Genomic DNA, 15696 nt, shown 5'->3' with positions numbered 1-15696 from the left:
CCGAGTGACGGGGACGGCAGCCGCGCTGGCGGCCCTGCTGGTCGTGGCCACCGGCTGCGAGGACGCCCCGGCCCCGCGGACGCCGGTCGCGGTCGACTCCGCCCCCGCCACACCCGCACCCACCGCCGATCCGACACCGGCCGAGGACCCCGGACCGCGCTCGTTCAACCTGGTCATGGGCGGCGACCTCCTCTGGCACAACACCGTGTGGGCGAGCGCTGCCGAGGACGCCGCCGGGACCGGCAAGCGCTACGACTGGGACCCGATGGAACCTACGGCCTCAACGGGTTCGTGCCGCCGGCCGACGAGGAGTTCGCGGTCTCGACGGCGGACGCGGACAACCTCCTCGCTCAGGCGCACGCCCCGGGCGGCGTACCTGCCGACGCAGTGGAGCCACTACTCCCCCGGCAACCCGATCCGTATCGTCCGCGCGACCGGTGCACACCTGGAGTCCATCCGCCACGCCGTCCACCTGCTCGGCGGCAACCGCGGGCTGATCGAGGACTAGATGCGGACGCGCGGACCGAGCGAGGCGCGGTGGTCGAAGACCATCGTGTGCCGCTCGCGCGTGGCCTCGACGAGGGCCACGTCGGTCGCGGCGATCGCCAGGCCCTCCTCCTCGCCGAGCCTCGCGAGCGTCCGGCCCTCGGGGTCGTAGACGGCGGAGCCGCCGATGAAGGAGTAGGCGCCGCAGGGGCCGGTGAGCCCGGCGAACACGACGTACATCCCGTTCTCGACGGCCCGCGCGGCGTAGTAGAGGTCGCGGCGGTGCTCACCGCCCGGGAAGTACGCCGCCGAGCTCAGGTAGCCGACCGCCCCGTCGAGCGCCGCGGCCTGCGCGTGCTCGGGGAAGCAGCCGTCGTAGCAGATCGACAGCCCCAGCTCGTGGCCGTCGACGGTGATCGACGTGCCGTGGTCGCCGACGGTGAAGACCTCCTTCTCGAGGCCGTCCAGGAACTGCTTGTCGTACGGCGCCGTCGTGCTGCCGTCCGGCCGGACCACCACCTGCGACAGCCGCCGGTGCTCACCGCGCCGCAGCGCGGTGCCCACCACGACCACCACGTCGCCCTCGGCCGCGGCCGTGCGGACGGGGTCCAGCCAGCCGTCGTCCAGCTCATCGGCCGACGGCAGCGGGCCACGGAACGCGGTGGCGTCGTACCCGGTCAGGAACGCCTCGGGCAGCACGAGCACGCGCACCTCCTCCGCGGCAGCGCGCGCGGTCAGCCGGGCCGCGGTCGCGACGTTCGCGGCCAGGTCGCCGGAGACCGAGACGGCCTGGCCGGCCGCGACCTTCACTCCACGACCACCTCGACGCGCTGGAACTCCTTGAGCTCCGTGTAGCCGGTGGTGGCCATCGAGCGGCGGAGCGCGCCCATGAGGTTCATGGTGCCGTCGGCGACCCGCGAGGGGCCGAAGAGGATCTCCTCGATCGTGCCGACGGTCTCGAACTGCACGCGCTGGCCGCGCGGCAGGTCGTGGTGGTGCGCCTCGGTGCCCCAGTGGAAGCCCCGGCCGGGCGCGTCGGTCGCGCGGGCGAAGGGCGAGCCGACCATCACGGCGTCGGCGCCGCAGGCGATCGCCTTGGCGATGTCACCGGACTTGCCGATCGAGCCGTCCGCGATGACGTGGACGTAGCGGCCGCCGGACTCGTCGAGGTAGTCGCGGCGGGCCGCGGCGACGTCGGCGACGGCCGAGGCCATCGGGACCGCGACGCCGAGCACGGTGCGGGTGGTGTGCGCCGCACCGCCGCCGAAGCCGACGAGGACGCCGGCGGCACCGGTGCGCATCAGGTGGAGCGCCGCCTGGTGGGTGGCGCAGCCGCCCACGATCACCGGCACGTCGAGCTCGTAGATGAACTCCTTGAGGTTGAGCGGCTCGGCCTGCGAGGAGACGTGCTCGGCCGAGACCGTGGTGCCGCGGATGACGAACATGTCGACCCCGCCGTCGACGACGGCCTTGGCGAACTCCTTGGTGTGCGCAGGCGAGAGCGAGCCGGCGACGGTCACGCCCGCCTCGCGGATCTCGCGCAGCCGCTCCACGACCAGCTCGGCCTTGATCGGTTCACGGTAGATCTGCTGGAGCCGCGCGGTCGCCTCGGTGCCCTGGAGCCCCGCGACCTCCTCGAGCAGGTCGCTCGGGTCCTCGTAGCGGGTCCAGATGCCCTCGAGGTTCAGCACGCCGAGGCCGCCGAACCTGCCGAGGGCGATCGCCGTCGACGGCGACATCACCGAGTCCATCGGCGCGGCCAGCACCGGCAGGTCGAAGCGGTAGGCGTCGATCTGCCAGGCGGTGCTGACCTCCTCGGGGTCGCGGGTGCGCCGCGAGGGCACGATCGCGATGTCGTCGAAGGAGTAGGCGCGCCGGGCGCGCTTGGCCCGGCCGATCTCGATGTCGGTCACCGGAGAAGACTATCCGCCGCTCCCCGGCGCCCGACGACCGTCACACCACGCCCAGCTGGACGAACAGGAACCACACCAGGGCGGGCACGACGAGGACCATGGCCATCGCCCACACCAGCAGGGCCCGGAAGAAGACACGCTCGTCCTCCGGCTCCGCGCTGGCCATCAGCAGGGCGCCGCTGGTCGACATCGGGCTGGTGTCGACCACGGACGAACTGATCGAGAGCGCGACGATCACGCCGAGGGGCGTGAGGCTCGGGTCCATCGCGATCGGCACCACGACCGGGCTGATCACGCCCAGCGTTCCCGTCGTGGACGCGAACGCCGAGACGGCGCCGACCGCGTAGCAGGCGACCAGGGCGGCGATCGACCCGTTGCCGAGGCGCTCGATGGCGGCCTGCAGCTCGTCGAGGGCGCCCATGGCCTCCAGCACGCCGACGTACGTCACGATTCCCGTCACCAGCAGGATCGCCGACCACGGCATGTGCTTGATGGCCGCGTCCTGCATCGAGGGCTGGACCACGATCAGGGCCAGCGCGATGATCAGCGTCGCGACGCCGACGTCGATCCCGAAGCCGGTGGTGAGCACGAGCAGCGCCACGAGACCGACCAGGGTCAGCACCCGGATGGGCGTGGCCTCGACCCGCGTGGGCTCCACTCCCGCCGGCTCCCCGGCCGACCCGGCCGACCCGGCCGACCCCGCGGCACCGACCGGCACCGCGGCCACGGCGGCCGCGGTGGCCTTGGACCTGCGCCGGCGCCGGGTGAGCAGCCCCTGCACCAGGACGTAGGCCACGACGGCCAGCACCGCGTTGAAGGCGAGGCACAGGAGGTAGAGCGGCAGCGTGCCGTCGGACGCCCCGGCGTCGTCGAGCATCTTGTTCGAGAGCACACCGAAGGGGTTGACGGGCGAGAAGGCCCCGGCGTTCGCGCCCTGAACGACGACCAGGCCCATCGCGAGGGTGCTGATCTCGAAGCGCGACCCGAGCGCCAGTGCGACGGGGGCGACGATCGCGATCGCCGCCGGGGTGAAGGCGCCGGCCGAGGACAGGATCGCCGTGAGCGCGAACATCAGCACCGGGATCAGCAGGCGACGCCCGCCGGCGAGCCGCTCCGCCCAGTACGCGAGCAGGTCGATCGTCCCGTTGAGGCGCACGATCCCGAAGAGCAGCGTGGCGCCGACGAGGATCAGGAACAGCCCGCCGGGGAACACGCCGACCACGTCATCGGTGGAGAGGTCGGCCACGAAGGCGCCGACCGCGAACGCGGCGACGAAGGCGAGCAGGCCGGCGCTGATCCGGGTCAAGGACCCGATGGCGAAGGCGACGACCAGGATGGCGAAGGCGAGGACGGCCGGGCTCACCGGACCGCCTCGGCCAGGCTGAAGCGACCGTCCAGGAGCCCACCGGCGCCCGGGATGGCGGGCTCGTGGCCCAGATGCCGCAGGATCTCGTACGTCGTGGCGGTGGCCGCGGTGACCACGGGCACCCCGAGCTCGTCCTCGACCTCCTGCACGGCGGCCAGGGAGGGCATCTGGACGCAGGCCGACAGCACGATGGCCTCGGCCCCCTCGCGGTGCAGCCCGCGCGCGATCCGGGGCAGCTGCGCCGGGTCGAGGCAGCCGACGGCGAGGTTGTCCTCGACCTCGAGGCTGGCCGCATCGACCACCGAGATCCCGGAGCCCTCGACGTAGTCGCGGACCATCGCGGTCAGCGGCTTCATGTACGGCGCGACCATGGCCACCCGGCTGGCGCCGAGTCCCTGGAGCGTCCGCACCAGCGCCCCGGCGCTGCTGGTCACGGCGGCGGGATGACCGTTGTCGGCCGCCGCGCGGGCGATCGTCTCCTCGGAGGCGGTGTGCGCGCCCGGACCCTGGGCCATGACCGCGACCAGACAGGCGTAGGCGATCACGTCGACGTCGGCGTCCGAGACGGCCACGGCGCAGTCGGCCGCCTTGTCCACCATCGCGAGGAGCTCCTCGCGGGTGACGCTCTTCAGCGTGGCGCGCGCCGAGTGGAAGGTGTAGCGCTGACCGGTGGCCGCTGCCTGGCGGGCGAACAGCTCGGGCAGCTCGGTCTCCATGGTCGTGTTCGAGCTCGGCACGATGAGGCCGACCCGGGTCACGCCTCCGCGGCGCGGCTCGGCGGCGCTCTCGGCGGCCACCCGCTCGGCCAGTTCGTTTCGGTCCGTCATGATTCCCTGTCCTCCGTAACCCGTATTGTGAGTTTCCGACCCACTATGTGGGTCAGACCGGCCCGCGTCAAGGGTGCCCCGGCGCCTAGGCTGGGCCTCGTGCCAGTACCCGATGGCGCCCGCAAGGGCTCGACGCTCGTCCTGCGCAAGGTCACGACGATCCTCAACTGCTTCACCGTGGAGAGTCCCGAGCCGACGCTCCAGGAGCTGATCCGTCGTACCGGGCTGCCGGCCAGCACCTGCCAGCGCCTGGTCACCGACCTGACCCTGGAGGGCTTCCTCGACCGCGACGGTGACCGGTACCGCATCGGGGTCGCGCTCGTGCGCTGGGCGACGCCCGGGACGCTCGGGATGGACGTCGTTCGGCTGGTCCGGCCGATCCTCAACGACCTGCGCGACCAGACCGGCGAGTCCGCGTGCCTGTACGCGCGCGACGGGATCTTCCGGACCGTGATCGCGGTGGCACCGACCCGACACGTGGTCATGCGGCCGTTCATGGTCGGCCAGGTGATGCCGATCCATGCCGGCGCACCCGGCAAGGTCTTCCTGGCCTTCGACCCGGACGCGTGGGCGGACCTGACCGGCTCCTCCCTCGCCCGCTTCACCGACTCGACGCCGACCTCGATGGCGAGCCTGGACCGCCAGCGCCGGATCACCCGGGAGCAGGGCTACTTCGCGGCCTTCGGGGAGCGCCACGAGGACGTGGGCTCGCTCGCCGCGCCGGTCTTCGACCACCAGGGCGAGCTGGAGGCGGTCATCGGGCTCGGGTTCCCGCTCCAGCGGGTCGGACCGGCACGCGAGGCCGAGCTGGCTCCCGCGGTCGTGGAGGCGGGCCGACGGGCCAGCGCGGCGCTGGGCTTCCGGCCCGAGGCTCAGCGCCCGGAGTAGTTCGGCGCCTCGACCGTCATCTGCACGCCGTGCGGGTGGCTCTCCTGGAGGGAGGCCTGGGTGATCCGCACGAACCTGCCCTTCTCCTGGAGCTCGGGGACCGTGCGCGCACCGACGTAGAACATAGACTGGGTGAGGCCACCGATGAGCTGGTGCGCGACGGCCGCGAGCGGGCCGCGGTAGGCCACCTGGCCCTCGATGCCCTCGGGCACGATCTTGTCGTCGCTGGCCACCTCGGCCTGGAAGTAGCGGTCCTTGGAGTAGGACTTCTTGCCGCGGCTCGACATCGCGGCGAGCGAGCCCATGCCCCGGTAGGACTTGAACTGCTTGCCGTTGACGAAGACCAGCTCGCCGGGCGACTCCTCGCAGCCGGCCAGCAGCGAGCCGACCATCACGGTGTCCGCGCCGGCCACGATCGCCTTGGCGATCTCGCCGGAGTACTTGAGGCCGCCGTCCGCGATCACGGGTACGCCGGCCGGCTTGCACGCCAGCGACGCCTCGTAGACCGCGGTCACCTGGGGCACGCCGACGCCGGTGACCACGCGGGTGGTGCAGATCGAGCCCGGTCCGACGCCGACCTTGACGGCGTCCGCGCCGGCGTCGACGAACGCCTGCGCGCCGTCCTGGGTCGCGACGTTGCCGCCGACGACCTGGACGTGCCTGGTCGCCGGGTCGGTCTTGAGCCGCTGGACCATGTCGAGCAGCAGCCGGACGTTGCCGTGGGCGGTGTCGGCGACGAGCACGTCGACCCCGGCCTCGATGAGCGTGGTGGCGCGCTGCCAGGCGTCGCCGAAGTAGCCGATGGCCGCGCCCACCATGAGCCGGCCGGCGCCGTCGTAGGACGCGTGGGGGAACTGCTCGCCCTTGACGAAGTCCTTGACGGTGATCAGGCCGGCCAGGTGGCCCTGCGCGTCGACGAGCGGCAGCCGCTCGCGCTTGTGCTTGCGCAGCAGGGCCGTGGCGTCATCGCGGCTGATGTCGGCGTCGCCGGTGATCAGCGGCATCGGCGTCATCACCTCGTCGACCTTGGTGGTCGCCCACTCCGCGACCGGGGTGAAGCGCAGGTCGCGGTTGGTGATCATGCCGAGGAGCCGGTTCTCGCTGTCCACGACCGGGAAGCCGGAGACGCGGTACTCGCCGGCCAGCTGGTCGAGCTGCTCCAGGGTCGCGTCGGGGCCGATCGTCACCGGGTTGGAGATGATCCCGGTCTGGGTCCGCTTCACCAGGTCGACCTGGTAGGCCTGGTCCTCGATCGAGAGGTTGCGGTGCAGCACGCCGAGGCCGCCCTGGCGCGCCATGGCGATCGCCATGCGCGACTCGGTCACGGTGTCCATCGCGGCGCTGACCAACGGCGCGTTGAGGCTGATCTCGCGGGTCAGCCGCGTGGTCATGTCGATGTCCGCCGGCGCGAGGTCGGAGTGACCCGGCAGCAGGAGGACGTCGTCGTAGGTCAGGCCCAGGCTGGCGAACTTCTCGGGTACCTCCACTCCCCCAGCGTACCGAGGGAACCTCAGGAAGTTCGCAGCGGCTTCAGCTCGTGCACGGGCACCCGGACGGTCAGCGTGTCGCCCGCCATCCGGATCCGGCCGCGGAGCCCGGCGGCCATCACCATCGGCAGCACCGCCTGGTTGTCCGCGCGCGTGGTGAGCACGATCTCGCCGAGGCCCATCCCCTGGGCCACGCGCGCGATGTCCACGAGCAGGCGGGTGCCGACGCCCCGGCGCTGGAAGGCCGGATCGACGTCGACGTCCGCGGCGCCGTCGACCTTCACGACCGCGCGGCCCACGACCGAACCGTCGACCAGGGCGGCGACCGAGTCGCCGGCCGCGACGTACTCCGGCGCGGTGCCGGTGCCGAGGCGCCGGTCGCCCGCGGGGGCCGCCGCGCGGTCCCGCTCGAGGACGTCGGTGACCAGGTCGGCGATGGCGGCCGCCCGGGCGTGCTCGGTGGCGGTGAACGGCGCCGTGCGGCTCACCTGGACCTGCACGTCGCCGACGGCGATGTCCATCACGTCCTGGGCGAGGTCCGCGCCCGCCTCGGCGTCGAAGAGCCGGGCCACGACGTCGGGGAAGGACGCGGGCTGGGCGAGGATCGCCCGCGCGGCCTGGACGTAGCGCGTGGGCTGGTCGGTGAGCGCGGCCTCCGTGCAGGGGGCGGCGCTGACCGACAGCGCGCCCGAGCGCCCGAGCAGCGAGGCGATCTCCGCCTCGGCCCAGTCGCCGGGGGTCTGGAGCACGAGCTCGTCCGTGACCGACTCGACGCCCGGGAAGATCTGGAGGCCGAGGATGTTCACCCCGGCGTCGCCGCAGCTCGCCGCGAGCACGGCCAGCGCCCCGGGGCGGTCGGGCAGCGTCGTCCGAACTCTCCACAACATGGGCGTCAGTCTGCCGGGTTCCCGTTGCGGCTTCGAGTCCGTCTCGTTACCCGGGTCTTACGGTGGGCTCGTGCTGCACGCCGTACGACGACACCCGGTTGGCGTCGCGGTCGCACTCACCGTCCTCGCCCGGCTCCCCGCCCTCAGCCTGCCGCTCCATGCCGACGAGGCCGGGTTCCTGCTGGTCGCGCGGGCCCTCGACCCACGGCCCGACAGTCCGTTCGGGCCGTACTGGGTCGACCGGCCGCCGCCGCTCATCTGGCTCTTCAGCGGCATCGACGCGCTCGGCGGCGAGATCGCGCTGCGGCTGGCCGGAGCGCTCGTCGCGGGGCTGACGGTGGTCCTCGCCGCGCGGGTCGCGGCGCTCGCCGGGCGGCCGCGCGCCGTCCCGTGGGCCGCCGCGCTCGCCGCCGCGCTGCTCTCGAACCCGATGATCGACGTCGTGGCGACCAAGAGCGAGCTGCTCGCGCTGCCGCTGCTGACCGGCAGCATCGCGCTGACGCTGCTCGCCGTCCGCCACCGCTCGGGCTGGCTCGCGTTCGCCGCCGGCCTCGCCGCGATGACGGCGGTCGGCCTCAAGCAGAACCTCGCGGCCGGGCTCGTCTTCGCCGCCGCCCTGCTGCTCACCGGGGCGGTGACCGGGCGCGTCGGAGGCGCGCTCCGGCTCGGCCTCGCCGCGCTCGCGGGCGCGGCCGTGCCGGTGCTGGTCACCGTGGCCTGGGCGAACGCAGAAGGCATCCACCTGGGCGAGCTCTGGTACGCCGCCTACGGGTTCCGCGCCGACGCCGCCCACGTGATCGCCGACGAGGTGCCGGACGCACCCGAGCGGCGCGCACTCCTGCTGCTGGTCATCGCGGTCGCCACGATGCTGCTCCCAGTGCTCGCCGGGCTGGTGGCACACTTCCGAGAGCTCTGGGCCGACGACCCGCCCCTGCTCGCCGGGACGCTCGCGGTCGTCGCCGTCGACCTGGTCGCGCTCCTGCTCGGCGGTAGCTACTGGCGCGACTACCTGCTGCCGCTCGTTCCCGGAGCCGTCCTGTGCGTGGCCCTGCTGGCCGGCCGGGAGTCGCCCGGCGGACGCCGGATGCGCGTGCTGGTCGTCGCCGCAGTGCTGTCCGCCGCAGCCGCGACGGCCTGCTGGCTGACCTGGAGCCTCACCGGCCAGCAGCAGCTCGACGAGGTGCGCACCGGTGACGCGCTCGCCGAGGCGGCCGAGCCCGCCGACACGCTCGTGGTGTTCGGCGGCCGTGCCGACCTCCAGGACGCCAGCGGGCTGCGCTCGCCCTACCCCTACCTGTGGAGCCTGCCGATGCGCACCCGTGACCCCGGCTACGCCGAGCTGCGCGCGCTGCTCGCCGGCCCGGACGCCCCCACCTGGCTGGTCGAGTGGGTCGACTTCGACGCCTGGACCGACGCCGGCGTACCTCGGCTGGAGAAGGTCGTCCGGGAGCGCTACGTCGAGCACGGCACGACCTGCACCGGCCAGCCCGTCTACCTGCTCCGGGGCCAGGAGCGACCGACGGTGCAGCCCGACTGCCCCTGAAACGCCGAGTCGGCGCAGTCTCAGCTGAGACTGCGCCGACTCGGCGTTAGATCAGTGGCCGTGACCGTGGCCGTGGCCGGCCGCGGGAGCCGGCTCCTCGTCCTCGGGCTTGTCGACGACCAGGGTCTCGGTCGTGAGCAGCATGCCCGCGATCGAGGTGGCGTTGACCAGCGCGGAGCGGGTCACCTTGACCGGGTCCAGGACGCCCTGGGCGACCAGGTCGCCGTACTCGCCGGTGGCGGCGTTGTAGCCGTTGCCGACGCCGAGGTCACGGACCTTGGTCGTGACGACGTAGCCGTTCTCGCCGCCGTTCTCGGCGATCCAGCGCAGCGGCTCGTCGGCGGAGCGACGCACGATGCGCACGCCGATCGCCTCGTCGCCGGTGAGCCCGAGGTCGTCGGAGAGGACCGAGACCGCGTGGACGAGCGCGGAGCCACCGCCGGGGACGATGCCCTCCTCGATCGCGGCGCGCGTCGCGGAGACGGCGTCCTCGATGCGGTGCTTCTTCTCCTTCAGCTCCACCTCGGTGGCGGCGCCGACCTTGATCACGCACACGCCACCGGCCAGCTTCGCGAGGCGCTCCTGGAGCTTCTCGCGGTCCCAGTCGGAGTCGGTGGACTCGATCTCGGCCTTGATCTGGTTGACGCGGCCCTCGACCTCGGCGGAGTCGCCGGCGCCGTCGACGATCGTGGTGTTGTCCTTGGTCACCACGACGCGGCGGGCCTGGCCGAGCACCTCGAGGCCGACCTGGTCGAGCTTGAGGCCGACCTCGGGGGCGACGACCTGACCACCGGTCAGCGTCGCGATGTCCTGCATCATCGCCTTGCGGCGGTCGCCGAAGGCCGGGCTCTTGACCGCGACGGCGTTGAACGTGCCGCGGATCTTGTTGACGACCAGCGTCGACAGCGCCTCGCCCTCGACGTCCTCGGCGAGGATGAACAGCGGCTTGCCCGACTGGATGACCTTCTCCAGCAGCGGGAGCAGCTCGGACACCGCCGAGATCTTGCCCTGGTGCAGCAGGATGTACGGGTCGTCGAGGACGGCCTCCATGCGCTCCGGGTCGGTGACGAAGTACTGGCTGATGTAGCCCTTGTCGAACTGCATGCCCTCGGTGAAGTCGAGCTCGGTGCCCATCGAGTTGGACTCCTCGACGGTGATGACACCGTCCTTGCCGACCTTGTCGAAGGCCTGCGAGAGCAGGTCGCCGATGTGGCTGTCGCGGCTGGAGATCGTGGCGACCGACGCCATGTCCTCCACCGACTCGACCTCGCGGGCGGCCTCCTTGAGCGCGTCGCCGACGGCCTCGGCCGCGGCGTCCATGCCCCGCTTGAGGCTCATCGGGTTCGCGCCGGCGGCCACCGCGCGGAGGCCCTCGTGCACCATGGCCTGCGCCAGGACGGTCGCCGTCGTCGTACCGTCGCCGGCGACGTCGTTGGTCTTGGTGGCGACCTCCTTGGTGAGCTGGGCACCGAGGTTCTCGAACGGGTCGTCCAGCTCGACCTCACGCGCGACGGTCACGCCGTCGTTGGTGATGGTCGGGGCGCCCCACTTCTTGTCGAGGACGACGTAGCGGCCCTTGGGGCCGAGCGTGACCTTGACGGTGTTGGCGAGCGCGTCCACGCCGCGCTCGAGCGCGCGGCGGGCGTTCTCGTCGAACTCCAGGATCTTCGGCATGACTCTCCTCTAACGAGATCGGGCCGTCCGCCTCAGGGCGTGCTCATGGCAGCCGAGAGGCGGACGACCCGGTGAAATCAGGAAACGACCGCGAGGACGTCGCGCGCGGAGAGGATGAGGTACTCCTCGCCGGCGTACTTGACCTCGGTGCCGCCGTACTTGCTGTAGATGACCTTGTCGCCGACGTTCACGTCGAGCGGGACGCGGTTGCCGTTGTCGTCGATCCGGCCGGGGCCGATGGAGAGGACCTCGCCCTCCTGGGGCTTCTCCTTGGCGGTGTCCGGGATGACCAGGCCCGAGGCCGTGGTCTGCTCGGCGTCGAGCGGCTTGACGACGATGCGGTCCTCGAGGGGCTTGATGTTGACCGACACGTGTCGACCTCCACTTTCTGGCACTTCGATGTGTTGGGTGATGCACGTCTGGTGCTTGCGGGTCGGGTACGCCGTCGCGGGGGTCGCACCGTGTCGCAAGCGCTGGCACACTCCGGAGGAGAGTGCCAGATCAGAAACTAGCACTCTCCCCGACTGAGTGCCAGAGAACCCCCGTCCTGCGAGGATCCCGGGGTGGATCTCGACGCATTCCGGTGGCTGCTCACCGACGACGGCCAGCGGCTGCTCGGCGACGCGGTCGCCGCCGGCGACGACTCGCTGGCGACCCTGACGCGGCTGCGGCGCAGCGCGACCCCCGAGCAGGCGGCCGCGGCTCTCACCCAGGCCACGCTGCGCGTCCGGGCGCGGGAGAAGTTCGGCGACCTGGCCGACCGGATGTACTTCACGCCCGACGGGCTGGAGCAGTCCACCCGGCGGCGGGTCGCCGACCACCGGGCGGCCCGGCTGGCCGCGGCGTCCGCGCAGACCCTGATCGACCTCGGCTGCGGCATCGGCGGCGACCTGCTCGCCGCCGCCCGGGTCGGGATCGTGTGCGCGGGCGTGGACCTCGACCCGGTGCGGGTGGAGGTCGCGCGGGCCAACCTCGACGCGCTCGACCTCGCCGGCGCGGTCCAGGTCGCGGACGCGACGACGATCGACACGACGCCGTTCGAGGTCGCCTTCGCCGACCCCGCTCGTCGTACGGCGAGGGGCCGCACGTTCGACGTCGACGGCTGGACTCCCCCGTGGCCGTTCGTCGAGGGCCTGCTGGCGCGCGACGCGTGCGTGAAGGTCGCGCCGGGGATCCCGCACGAGCTGGTCCCGGCGGGCGTCGAGGCCGAGTGGGTGAGCGACCACGGCGAGGTGAAGGAGGCCGCGCTGTGGTCCGGCCGGCTGGCCACCACCGCGCGGCGGGCGACGGTGATCGGCGAAGGTGGCCTCGCGACGCTCACCGAGGAGGACGACCCGGGCGCCGGCGTCCGCGACGTCGGGGCGTTCCTCTACGAGCCGGACGGCGCGGTGATCCGCGCCGGGCTGGTGACGGCGGTCGCGGCCGGGGTGGACGGCGGGCTCGTGGACGAGCACATCGCCTACGTCACCTCGGACCACTCGTTCCGCACGCCGTTCGCGCGGAGCTACCAGGTGCTCGAGGAGCTGCCCTACCGGGAGAAGGCGCTGAAGGCCGCGCTGCGCGAGCGCGGCGTCGGGCGGCTGACGATCAAGAAGCGGGGCGTGGACGTGGTGCCGGAGCAGCTGCGCAAGCGCCTCGACCTCCACGGCGAGGCCGAGGCGACCATCGTGCTCACCCGGGCGCGTGGCCACGGGGTCGCGCTGCTGGTCCGGCCGTTCTAGGACAGCGAGGGACCTAGGTCCCGAGCCTCTCCTTCTCCGCACCGATCGTGGTGTCGTCGCCGTGCCCGGTGTGGACGACGGTGTCGTCGGGCAGCGCGAAGAGCCGGGACCGGATGGACCGCAAGATCTGGTCCTCGTCGGAGTAGGAGCGCCCGGTCGCGCCGGGCCCGCCGTTGAACAGCGTGTCGCCGGTGAACACGCAGCCGAGGTCCGGCGCGTAGAGGCACACCGCGCCGGGCGCGTGGCCGGGCGTGTGGAGCACCTCGAGCGCCGTGCCCCCGACCTCGATGCGGACCCCGTCGGCGAGGTCGAGGTCCCACAGGTGGCCCTCGCCGTCCTGGACGTGGGTCAGCTCCCACAGCACCCGGTCGTCGGGGTGCAGCATGATCGGCGCACCCTGCCCACCGTTGGCGCGCTCGCGCAGCTCGGGCGCGACCCGGACGTGGTCGTCGTGGGCGTGGGTGCACACGATGGCCTTCACCGTGCGGTCGCCCACGACGGCGAGGATGCCCTCGACGTCGTGGGGGGCGTCGATGACCACGCACTCGGTGTCGTCGCCGACGACCCACACGTTGTTGTCGACCTCGAAGGTCTGCCCGTCCAGGCTGAAGGTGCCGCTGGTGATCCCGTGGTCGACGCGCACAGATCCGGGGGCGGTCACAGGACCACCACCGAGCGGAGGACGTCGCCGTGGTGCATGCGCTCGAACGCGGCCTCGATGTCGTCGATGCCGATCTCCTCGGTCACGAACGCGTCCAGGTCGAGCCGGCCCTGCTGGTAGAGGTCGACCAGCATGGGGAAGTCCCGGGTGGGCAGGCAGTCGCCGTACCAGCTGGACTTCAGCGCCCCACCGCGGCCGAACACGTCGATCAGCGGGAGGTCGGGGACCTTCATGTCCGGGGTCGGTACGCCGACCAGGACCACGGTGCCGGCCAGGTCGCGGGCGTAGAACGCCTGCTTCCACGTCTCGGGCCGCCCGACGGCCTCCACGACCACGTCCGCGCCGTCGGCGCCCTCGAAGAACTCACCGCAGATCCGCTTGATCTCCTCGACCGGGTCGACCTGCGAGGAGTCCACGGTGTGGGTGGCGCCCATCCTCTTCGCGGTCTCGAGCTTCTTGGCATCGATGTCCACCGCGATGATCGGGGACGCGCCGACGAGCTCCGAACCCGCGATCGCCGCCACGCCCACGCCACCGCAGCCGATGACCGCCACCGACCTGCCGCGCGAGACCGCGCCGGTGTTGATCGCCGCACCGATGCCCGCCATCACCCCGCACCCCAGCAGGCCCACGGCCGCGGGCCGCGCCTCGGGGTCGACCTTGGTGCACTGGCCGGCCGCGACCAGCGTCTTCTCCGCGAACGCACCGATGCCCAGCGCCGGGGACAGCTCGGCCCCGGCGTCCGGACCGTCGGCCAGCGTCATCTTCTGGGTCGCGTTGTGGGTGTTGAAGCAGTACTGCAGGTCGCCGCGCTTGCACGCCCGGCACTCACCGCAGACCGCGCGCCAGTTCAGCACCACGAAGTCCCCCGGCGCCACGCTCGTGACGTCCGGCCCGACCGCCTCGACCACGCCCGCGGCCTCGTGGCCCAGCAGGAACGGGAAGTCGTCGTTGATGCCACCCTCGCGGTAGTGCAGATCGGTGTGGCACACCCCGCAGGCCTGCACCTTCACCAACGCCTCGCCCGGACCCGGGTCCGGGACGTTGATCGTCACCACTTCGACCGGCTGACCCTTCGCGCGGGCGACTACGCCCTTCACCTGATGCATGGGGCAAGCATGACAACCCATCCCTCGCCGGCTCGTGTCCGGGTGGGGGTCGACGAAGCGCGGGAGCGGTGGTGTTGTCAGACGAGGACGTCGGTCACCGGCAGCGAGGAGTCGGCGGGGAGGTCGAGCGCGGAGGGCGTCCGCCCGCGCGCGACCATCTCCGACCCCAGCGCAGCGACCATCGCACCGTTGTCGGTGCAGAGACCGGGGCGCGGGACCCGCACCCGGATGCCCTTCGCGGCGGCTCGCTCCTCGGCCATCGCGCGGAGGCGGGAGTTCGCGGCGACCCCGCCGCCGATGAGGATGTCCTCGATCCCCTCGTTCTGGGCGGCGTCGATCGCCTTGCGGGTCAGCACGTCGCAGACCGCCTCCTGGAACGACGCCGCGACGTCGTTCACCGGCAGCGGCTCGCCCGACCGCTCGCGCGCCTCGACCCAGCGCGCGACGGCGGTCTTGAGCCCGGAGAACGAGAAGTCGAAGCGGTGCCGCTCCAGGTCGCGGCGCGAGGTGAGGCCGCGCGGGAAGTCGACGTAGACGCTGTCGCCCTCGCGGGCGGCCCGGTCGATGTGCGGGCCACCGGGGAACGGCAGCCCGAGCAGCCGGGCGACCTTGTCGAAGGCCTCGCCCGCGGCGTCGTCGATGGTGGCGCCGAGCGGGTCCACGCCGGTCGTCACGTCGGTGACGCGCAGCAGCGAGGAGTGGCCTCCGCTGACCAGCATGGCCAGGCAGGGCTCGGGCAGCGGCCCGTGCTCGAGCTGGTCGACCGCGACGTGCGCCGCGAGGTGGTTGACGCCGTAGATCGGCTTGCCGAGGCCGAGGGCGAGCGCCTTCGCCGCGGCGACGCCGACCATGAGCGCGCCGGCGAGGCCGGGGCCGCTGGTCACCGCGATCGCGTCGACGTCGTGGAGCCGGATGCCCGCGGTCTCGCAGGCCCGCTCGATCGTCGGGACCATCGCCTCGAGGTGCGCCCGGCTGGCGACCTCCGGCACGACGCCGCCGAAGCGCGCGTGCTCGTCGACGCTGCTCGCGACCGCGTCGGCCAGCAGCGTGTTGCCGCGGACGATCCCGACCCCGGTCTCGTCGCACGAGGTCTCGATGCCGAGGACCAAGGGTTCAATCCGGCGCTCGCTCATG

Annotated in this window: 15 protein-coding genes; 4 read left to right on the top strand and 11 right to left on the bottom strand. The window is 72.6% G+C overall.

Annotation, left to right across the window (positions count from 1 at the left end; translation table 11 throughout):
- Positions 1–4 precede the first annotated feature (4 nt).
- On the top strand, positions 5–508 hold the full coding sequence (locus tag ACYQ0U_RS00460) for a hypothetical protein (protein ID WP_459968248.1): 504 nt from the start codon (positions 5–7) through the stop codon (positions 506–508).
- Here the strand turns inward: ACYQ0U_RS00460 and ACYQ0U_RS00455 are convergent.
- The 4 genes from ACYQ0U_RS00455 to ACYQ0U_RS00440 are packed head-to-tail and all read right to left on the bottom strand — an operon-like array spanning position 505 to position 4592.
- Positions 505–1296: a carbon-nitrogen hydrolase family protein gene (locus tag ACYQ0U_RS00455; protein WP_459968245.1), complete on the bottom strand. Its 792-nt coding sequence runs from the start codon at positions 1294–1296 to the stop codon at positions 505–507. The two genes, ACYQ0U_RS00460 and ACYQ0U_RS00455, sit on opposite strands and share 4 nt — an antisense overlap.
- Entirely contained in the window at positions 1293–2399 is a 1107-nt protein-coding gene (locus ACYQ0U_RS00450; protein ID WP_459968242.1) for a GuaB3 family IMP dehydrogenase-related protein, read from the bottom strand. The genes ACYQ0U_RS00455 and ACYQ0U_RS00450 overlap by 4 nt, the downstream gene beginning before the upstream one ends.
- A gap of 40 nt (positions 2400–2439) precedes the next feature.
- Complete coding sequence (locus ACYQ0U_RS00445) at positions 2440–3762, bottom strand: SLC13 family permease (RefSeq protein WP_459968240.1); 1323 nt, start codon at positions 3760–3762, stop codon at positions 2440–2442.
- Entirely contained in the window at positions 3759–4592 is an 834-nt protein-coding gene (locus ACYQ0U_RS00440) for a maleate cis-trans isomerase family protein (RefSeq protein ID WP_459968238.1), read from the bottom strand. The genes ACYQ0U_RS00445 and ACYQ0U_RS00440 overlap by 4 nt, the downstream gene beginning before the upstream one ends.
- Before the next feature lie 99 nt (positions 4593–4691).
- Here ACYQ0U_RS00440 and ACYQ0U_RS00435 point away from each other — a divergent pair, with 99 nt between their 5' ends.
- Positions 4692–5480 carry an IclR family transcriptional regulator gene (locus ACYQ0U_RS00435; protein ID WP_459968236.1) on the top strand — a complete coding sequence of 263 codons (789 nt, stop codon included), beginning with the start codon at positions 4692–4694 and terminating at the stop codon, positions 5478–5480.
- Here the strand turns inward: ACYQ0U_RS00435 and guaB are convergent.
- Positions 5465–6967: an IMP dehydrogenase gene (guaB, locus tag ACYQ0U_RS00430; protein WP_459968234.1), complete on the bottom strand. Its 1503-nt coding sequence runs from the start codon at positions 6965–6967 to the stop codon at positions 5465–5467. The genes ACYQ0U_RS00435 and guaB overlap by 16 nt on opposite strands.
- Before the next feature lie 23 nt (positions 6968–6990).
- Positions 6991–7854, bottom strand: a complete 864-nt coding sequence (locus ACYQ0U_RS00425) for a GNAT family N-acetyltransferase (protein ID WP_459968232.1) — start codon at positions 7852–7854, stop codon at positions 6991–6993.
- A gap of 70 nt (positions 7855–7924) precedes the next feature.
- Between ACYQ0U_RS00425 and ACYQ0U_RS00420 the strand changes: the two genes are divergently transcribed.
- Positions 7925–9397 carry a hypothetical protein gene (locus tag ACYQ0U_RS00420; protein ID WP_459968230.1) on the top strand — a complete coding sequence of 491 codons (1473 nt, stop codon included), beginning with the start codon at positions 7925–7927 and terminating at the stop codon, positions 9395–9397.
- Positions 9398–9448: 51 nt separating this feature from the next.
- Here ACYQ0U_RS00420 and groL read toward each other — a convergent pair whose 3' ends face one another.
- A complete protein-coding gene (gene groL, locus ACYQ0U_RS00415) occupies positions 9449–11071 on the bottom strand; it encodes a chaperonin GroEL (protein WP_459968228.1) in 1623 nt (540 codons plus the stop codon).
- Between the two features lie 77 nt (positions 11072–11148).
- Positions 11149–11442, bottom strand: a complete 294-nt coding sequence (groES, locus tag ACYQ0U_RS00410) for a co-chaperone GroES (RefSeq protein WP_459968225.1) — start codon at positions 11440–11442, stop codon at positions 11149–11151.
- 192 nt (positions 11443–11634) lie between these two features.
- Here groES and ACYQ0U_RS00405 point away from each other — a divergent pair, with 192 nt between their 5' ends.
- Positions 11635–12792: a class I SAM-dependent methyltransferase gene (locus ACYQ0U_RS00405; RefSeq protein ID WP_459968222.1), complete on the top strand. Its 1158-nt coding sequence runs from the start codon at positions 11635–11637 to the stop codon at positions 12790–12792.
- 13 nt (positions 12793–12805) lie between these two features.
- On the opposite strand, the gene ACYQ0U_RS00400 is transcribed toward ACYQ0U_RS00405, so the two are convergent.
- The 3 genes from ACYQ0U_RS00400 to tsaD form a co-directional block, all read right to left on the bottom strand.
- A complete protein-coding gene (locus ACYQ0U_RS00400; protein ID WP_459968220.1) occupies positions 12806–13453 on the bottom strand; it encodes an MBL fold metallo-hydrolase in 648 nt (215 codons plus the stop codon).
- A complete protein-coding gene (locus ACYQ0U_RS00395; RefSeq protein ID WP_459968218.1) occupies positions 13450–14562 on the bottom strand; it encodes an S-(hydroxymethyl)mycothiol dehydrogenase in 1113 nt (370 codons plus the stop codon). The genes ACYQ0U_RS00400 and ACYQ0U_RS00395 overlap by 4 nt, the downstream gene beginning before the upstream one ends.
- A gap of 77 nt (positions 14563–14639) precedes the next feature.
- The gene (gene tsaD, locus ACYQ0U_RS00390; protein WP_459968216.1) at positions 14640–15695 is read right to left on the bottom strand and encodes a tRNA (adenosine(37)-N6)-threonylcarbamoyltransferase complex transferase subunit TsaD; all 1056 of its coding nucleotides are present in this window, start codon (positions 15693–15695) and stop codon (positions 14640–14642) included.
- Position 15696: the final 1 nt, after the last annotated feature.

The organism is Nocardioides pyridinolyticus (assembly GCF_054653575.1).
Note: the sequence above shows the minus strand (reverse complement) of the source record. Positions and strands in the feature narration are given on the sequence as shown.

Coding starts and splice junctions, on each gene's coding strand:
- tsaD (WP_459968216.1), bottom strand. CDS start 15,695: ATGAGCGAGCGCCGGATTGAACCCTTGGTCCTCGGCATCGAGACCTCG.
- ACYQ0U_RS00425 (WP_459968232.1), bottom strand. CDS start 7,854: ATGTTGTGGAGAGTTCGGACGACGCTGCCCGACCGCCCCGGGGCGCTG.
- ACYQ0U_RS00440 (WP_459968238.1), bottom strand. CDS start 4,592: ATGACGGACCGAAACGAACTGGCCGAGCGGGTGGCCGCCGAGAGCGCC.
- groL (WP_459968228.1), bottom strand. CDS start 11,071: ATGCCGAAGATCCTGGAGTTCGACGAGAACGCCCGCCGCGCGCTCGAG.
- ACYQ0U_RS00395 (WP_459968218.1), bottom strand. CDS start 14,562: ATGCATCAGGTGAAGGGCGTAGTCGCCCGCGCGAAGGGTCAGCCGGTC.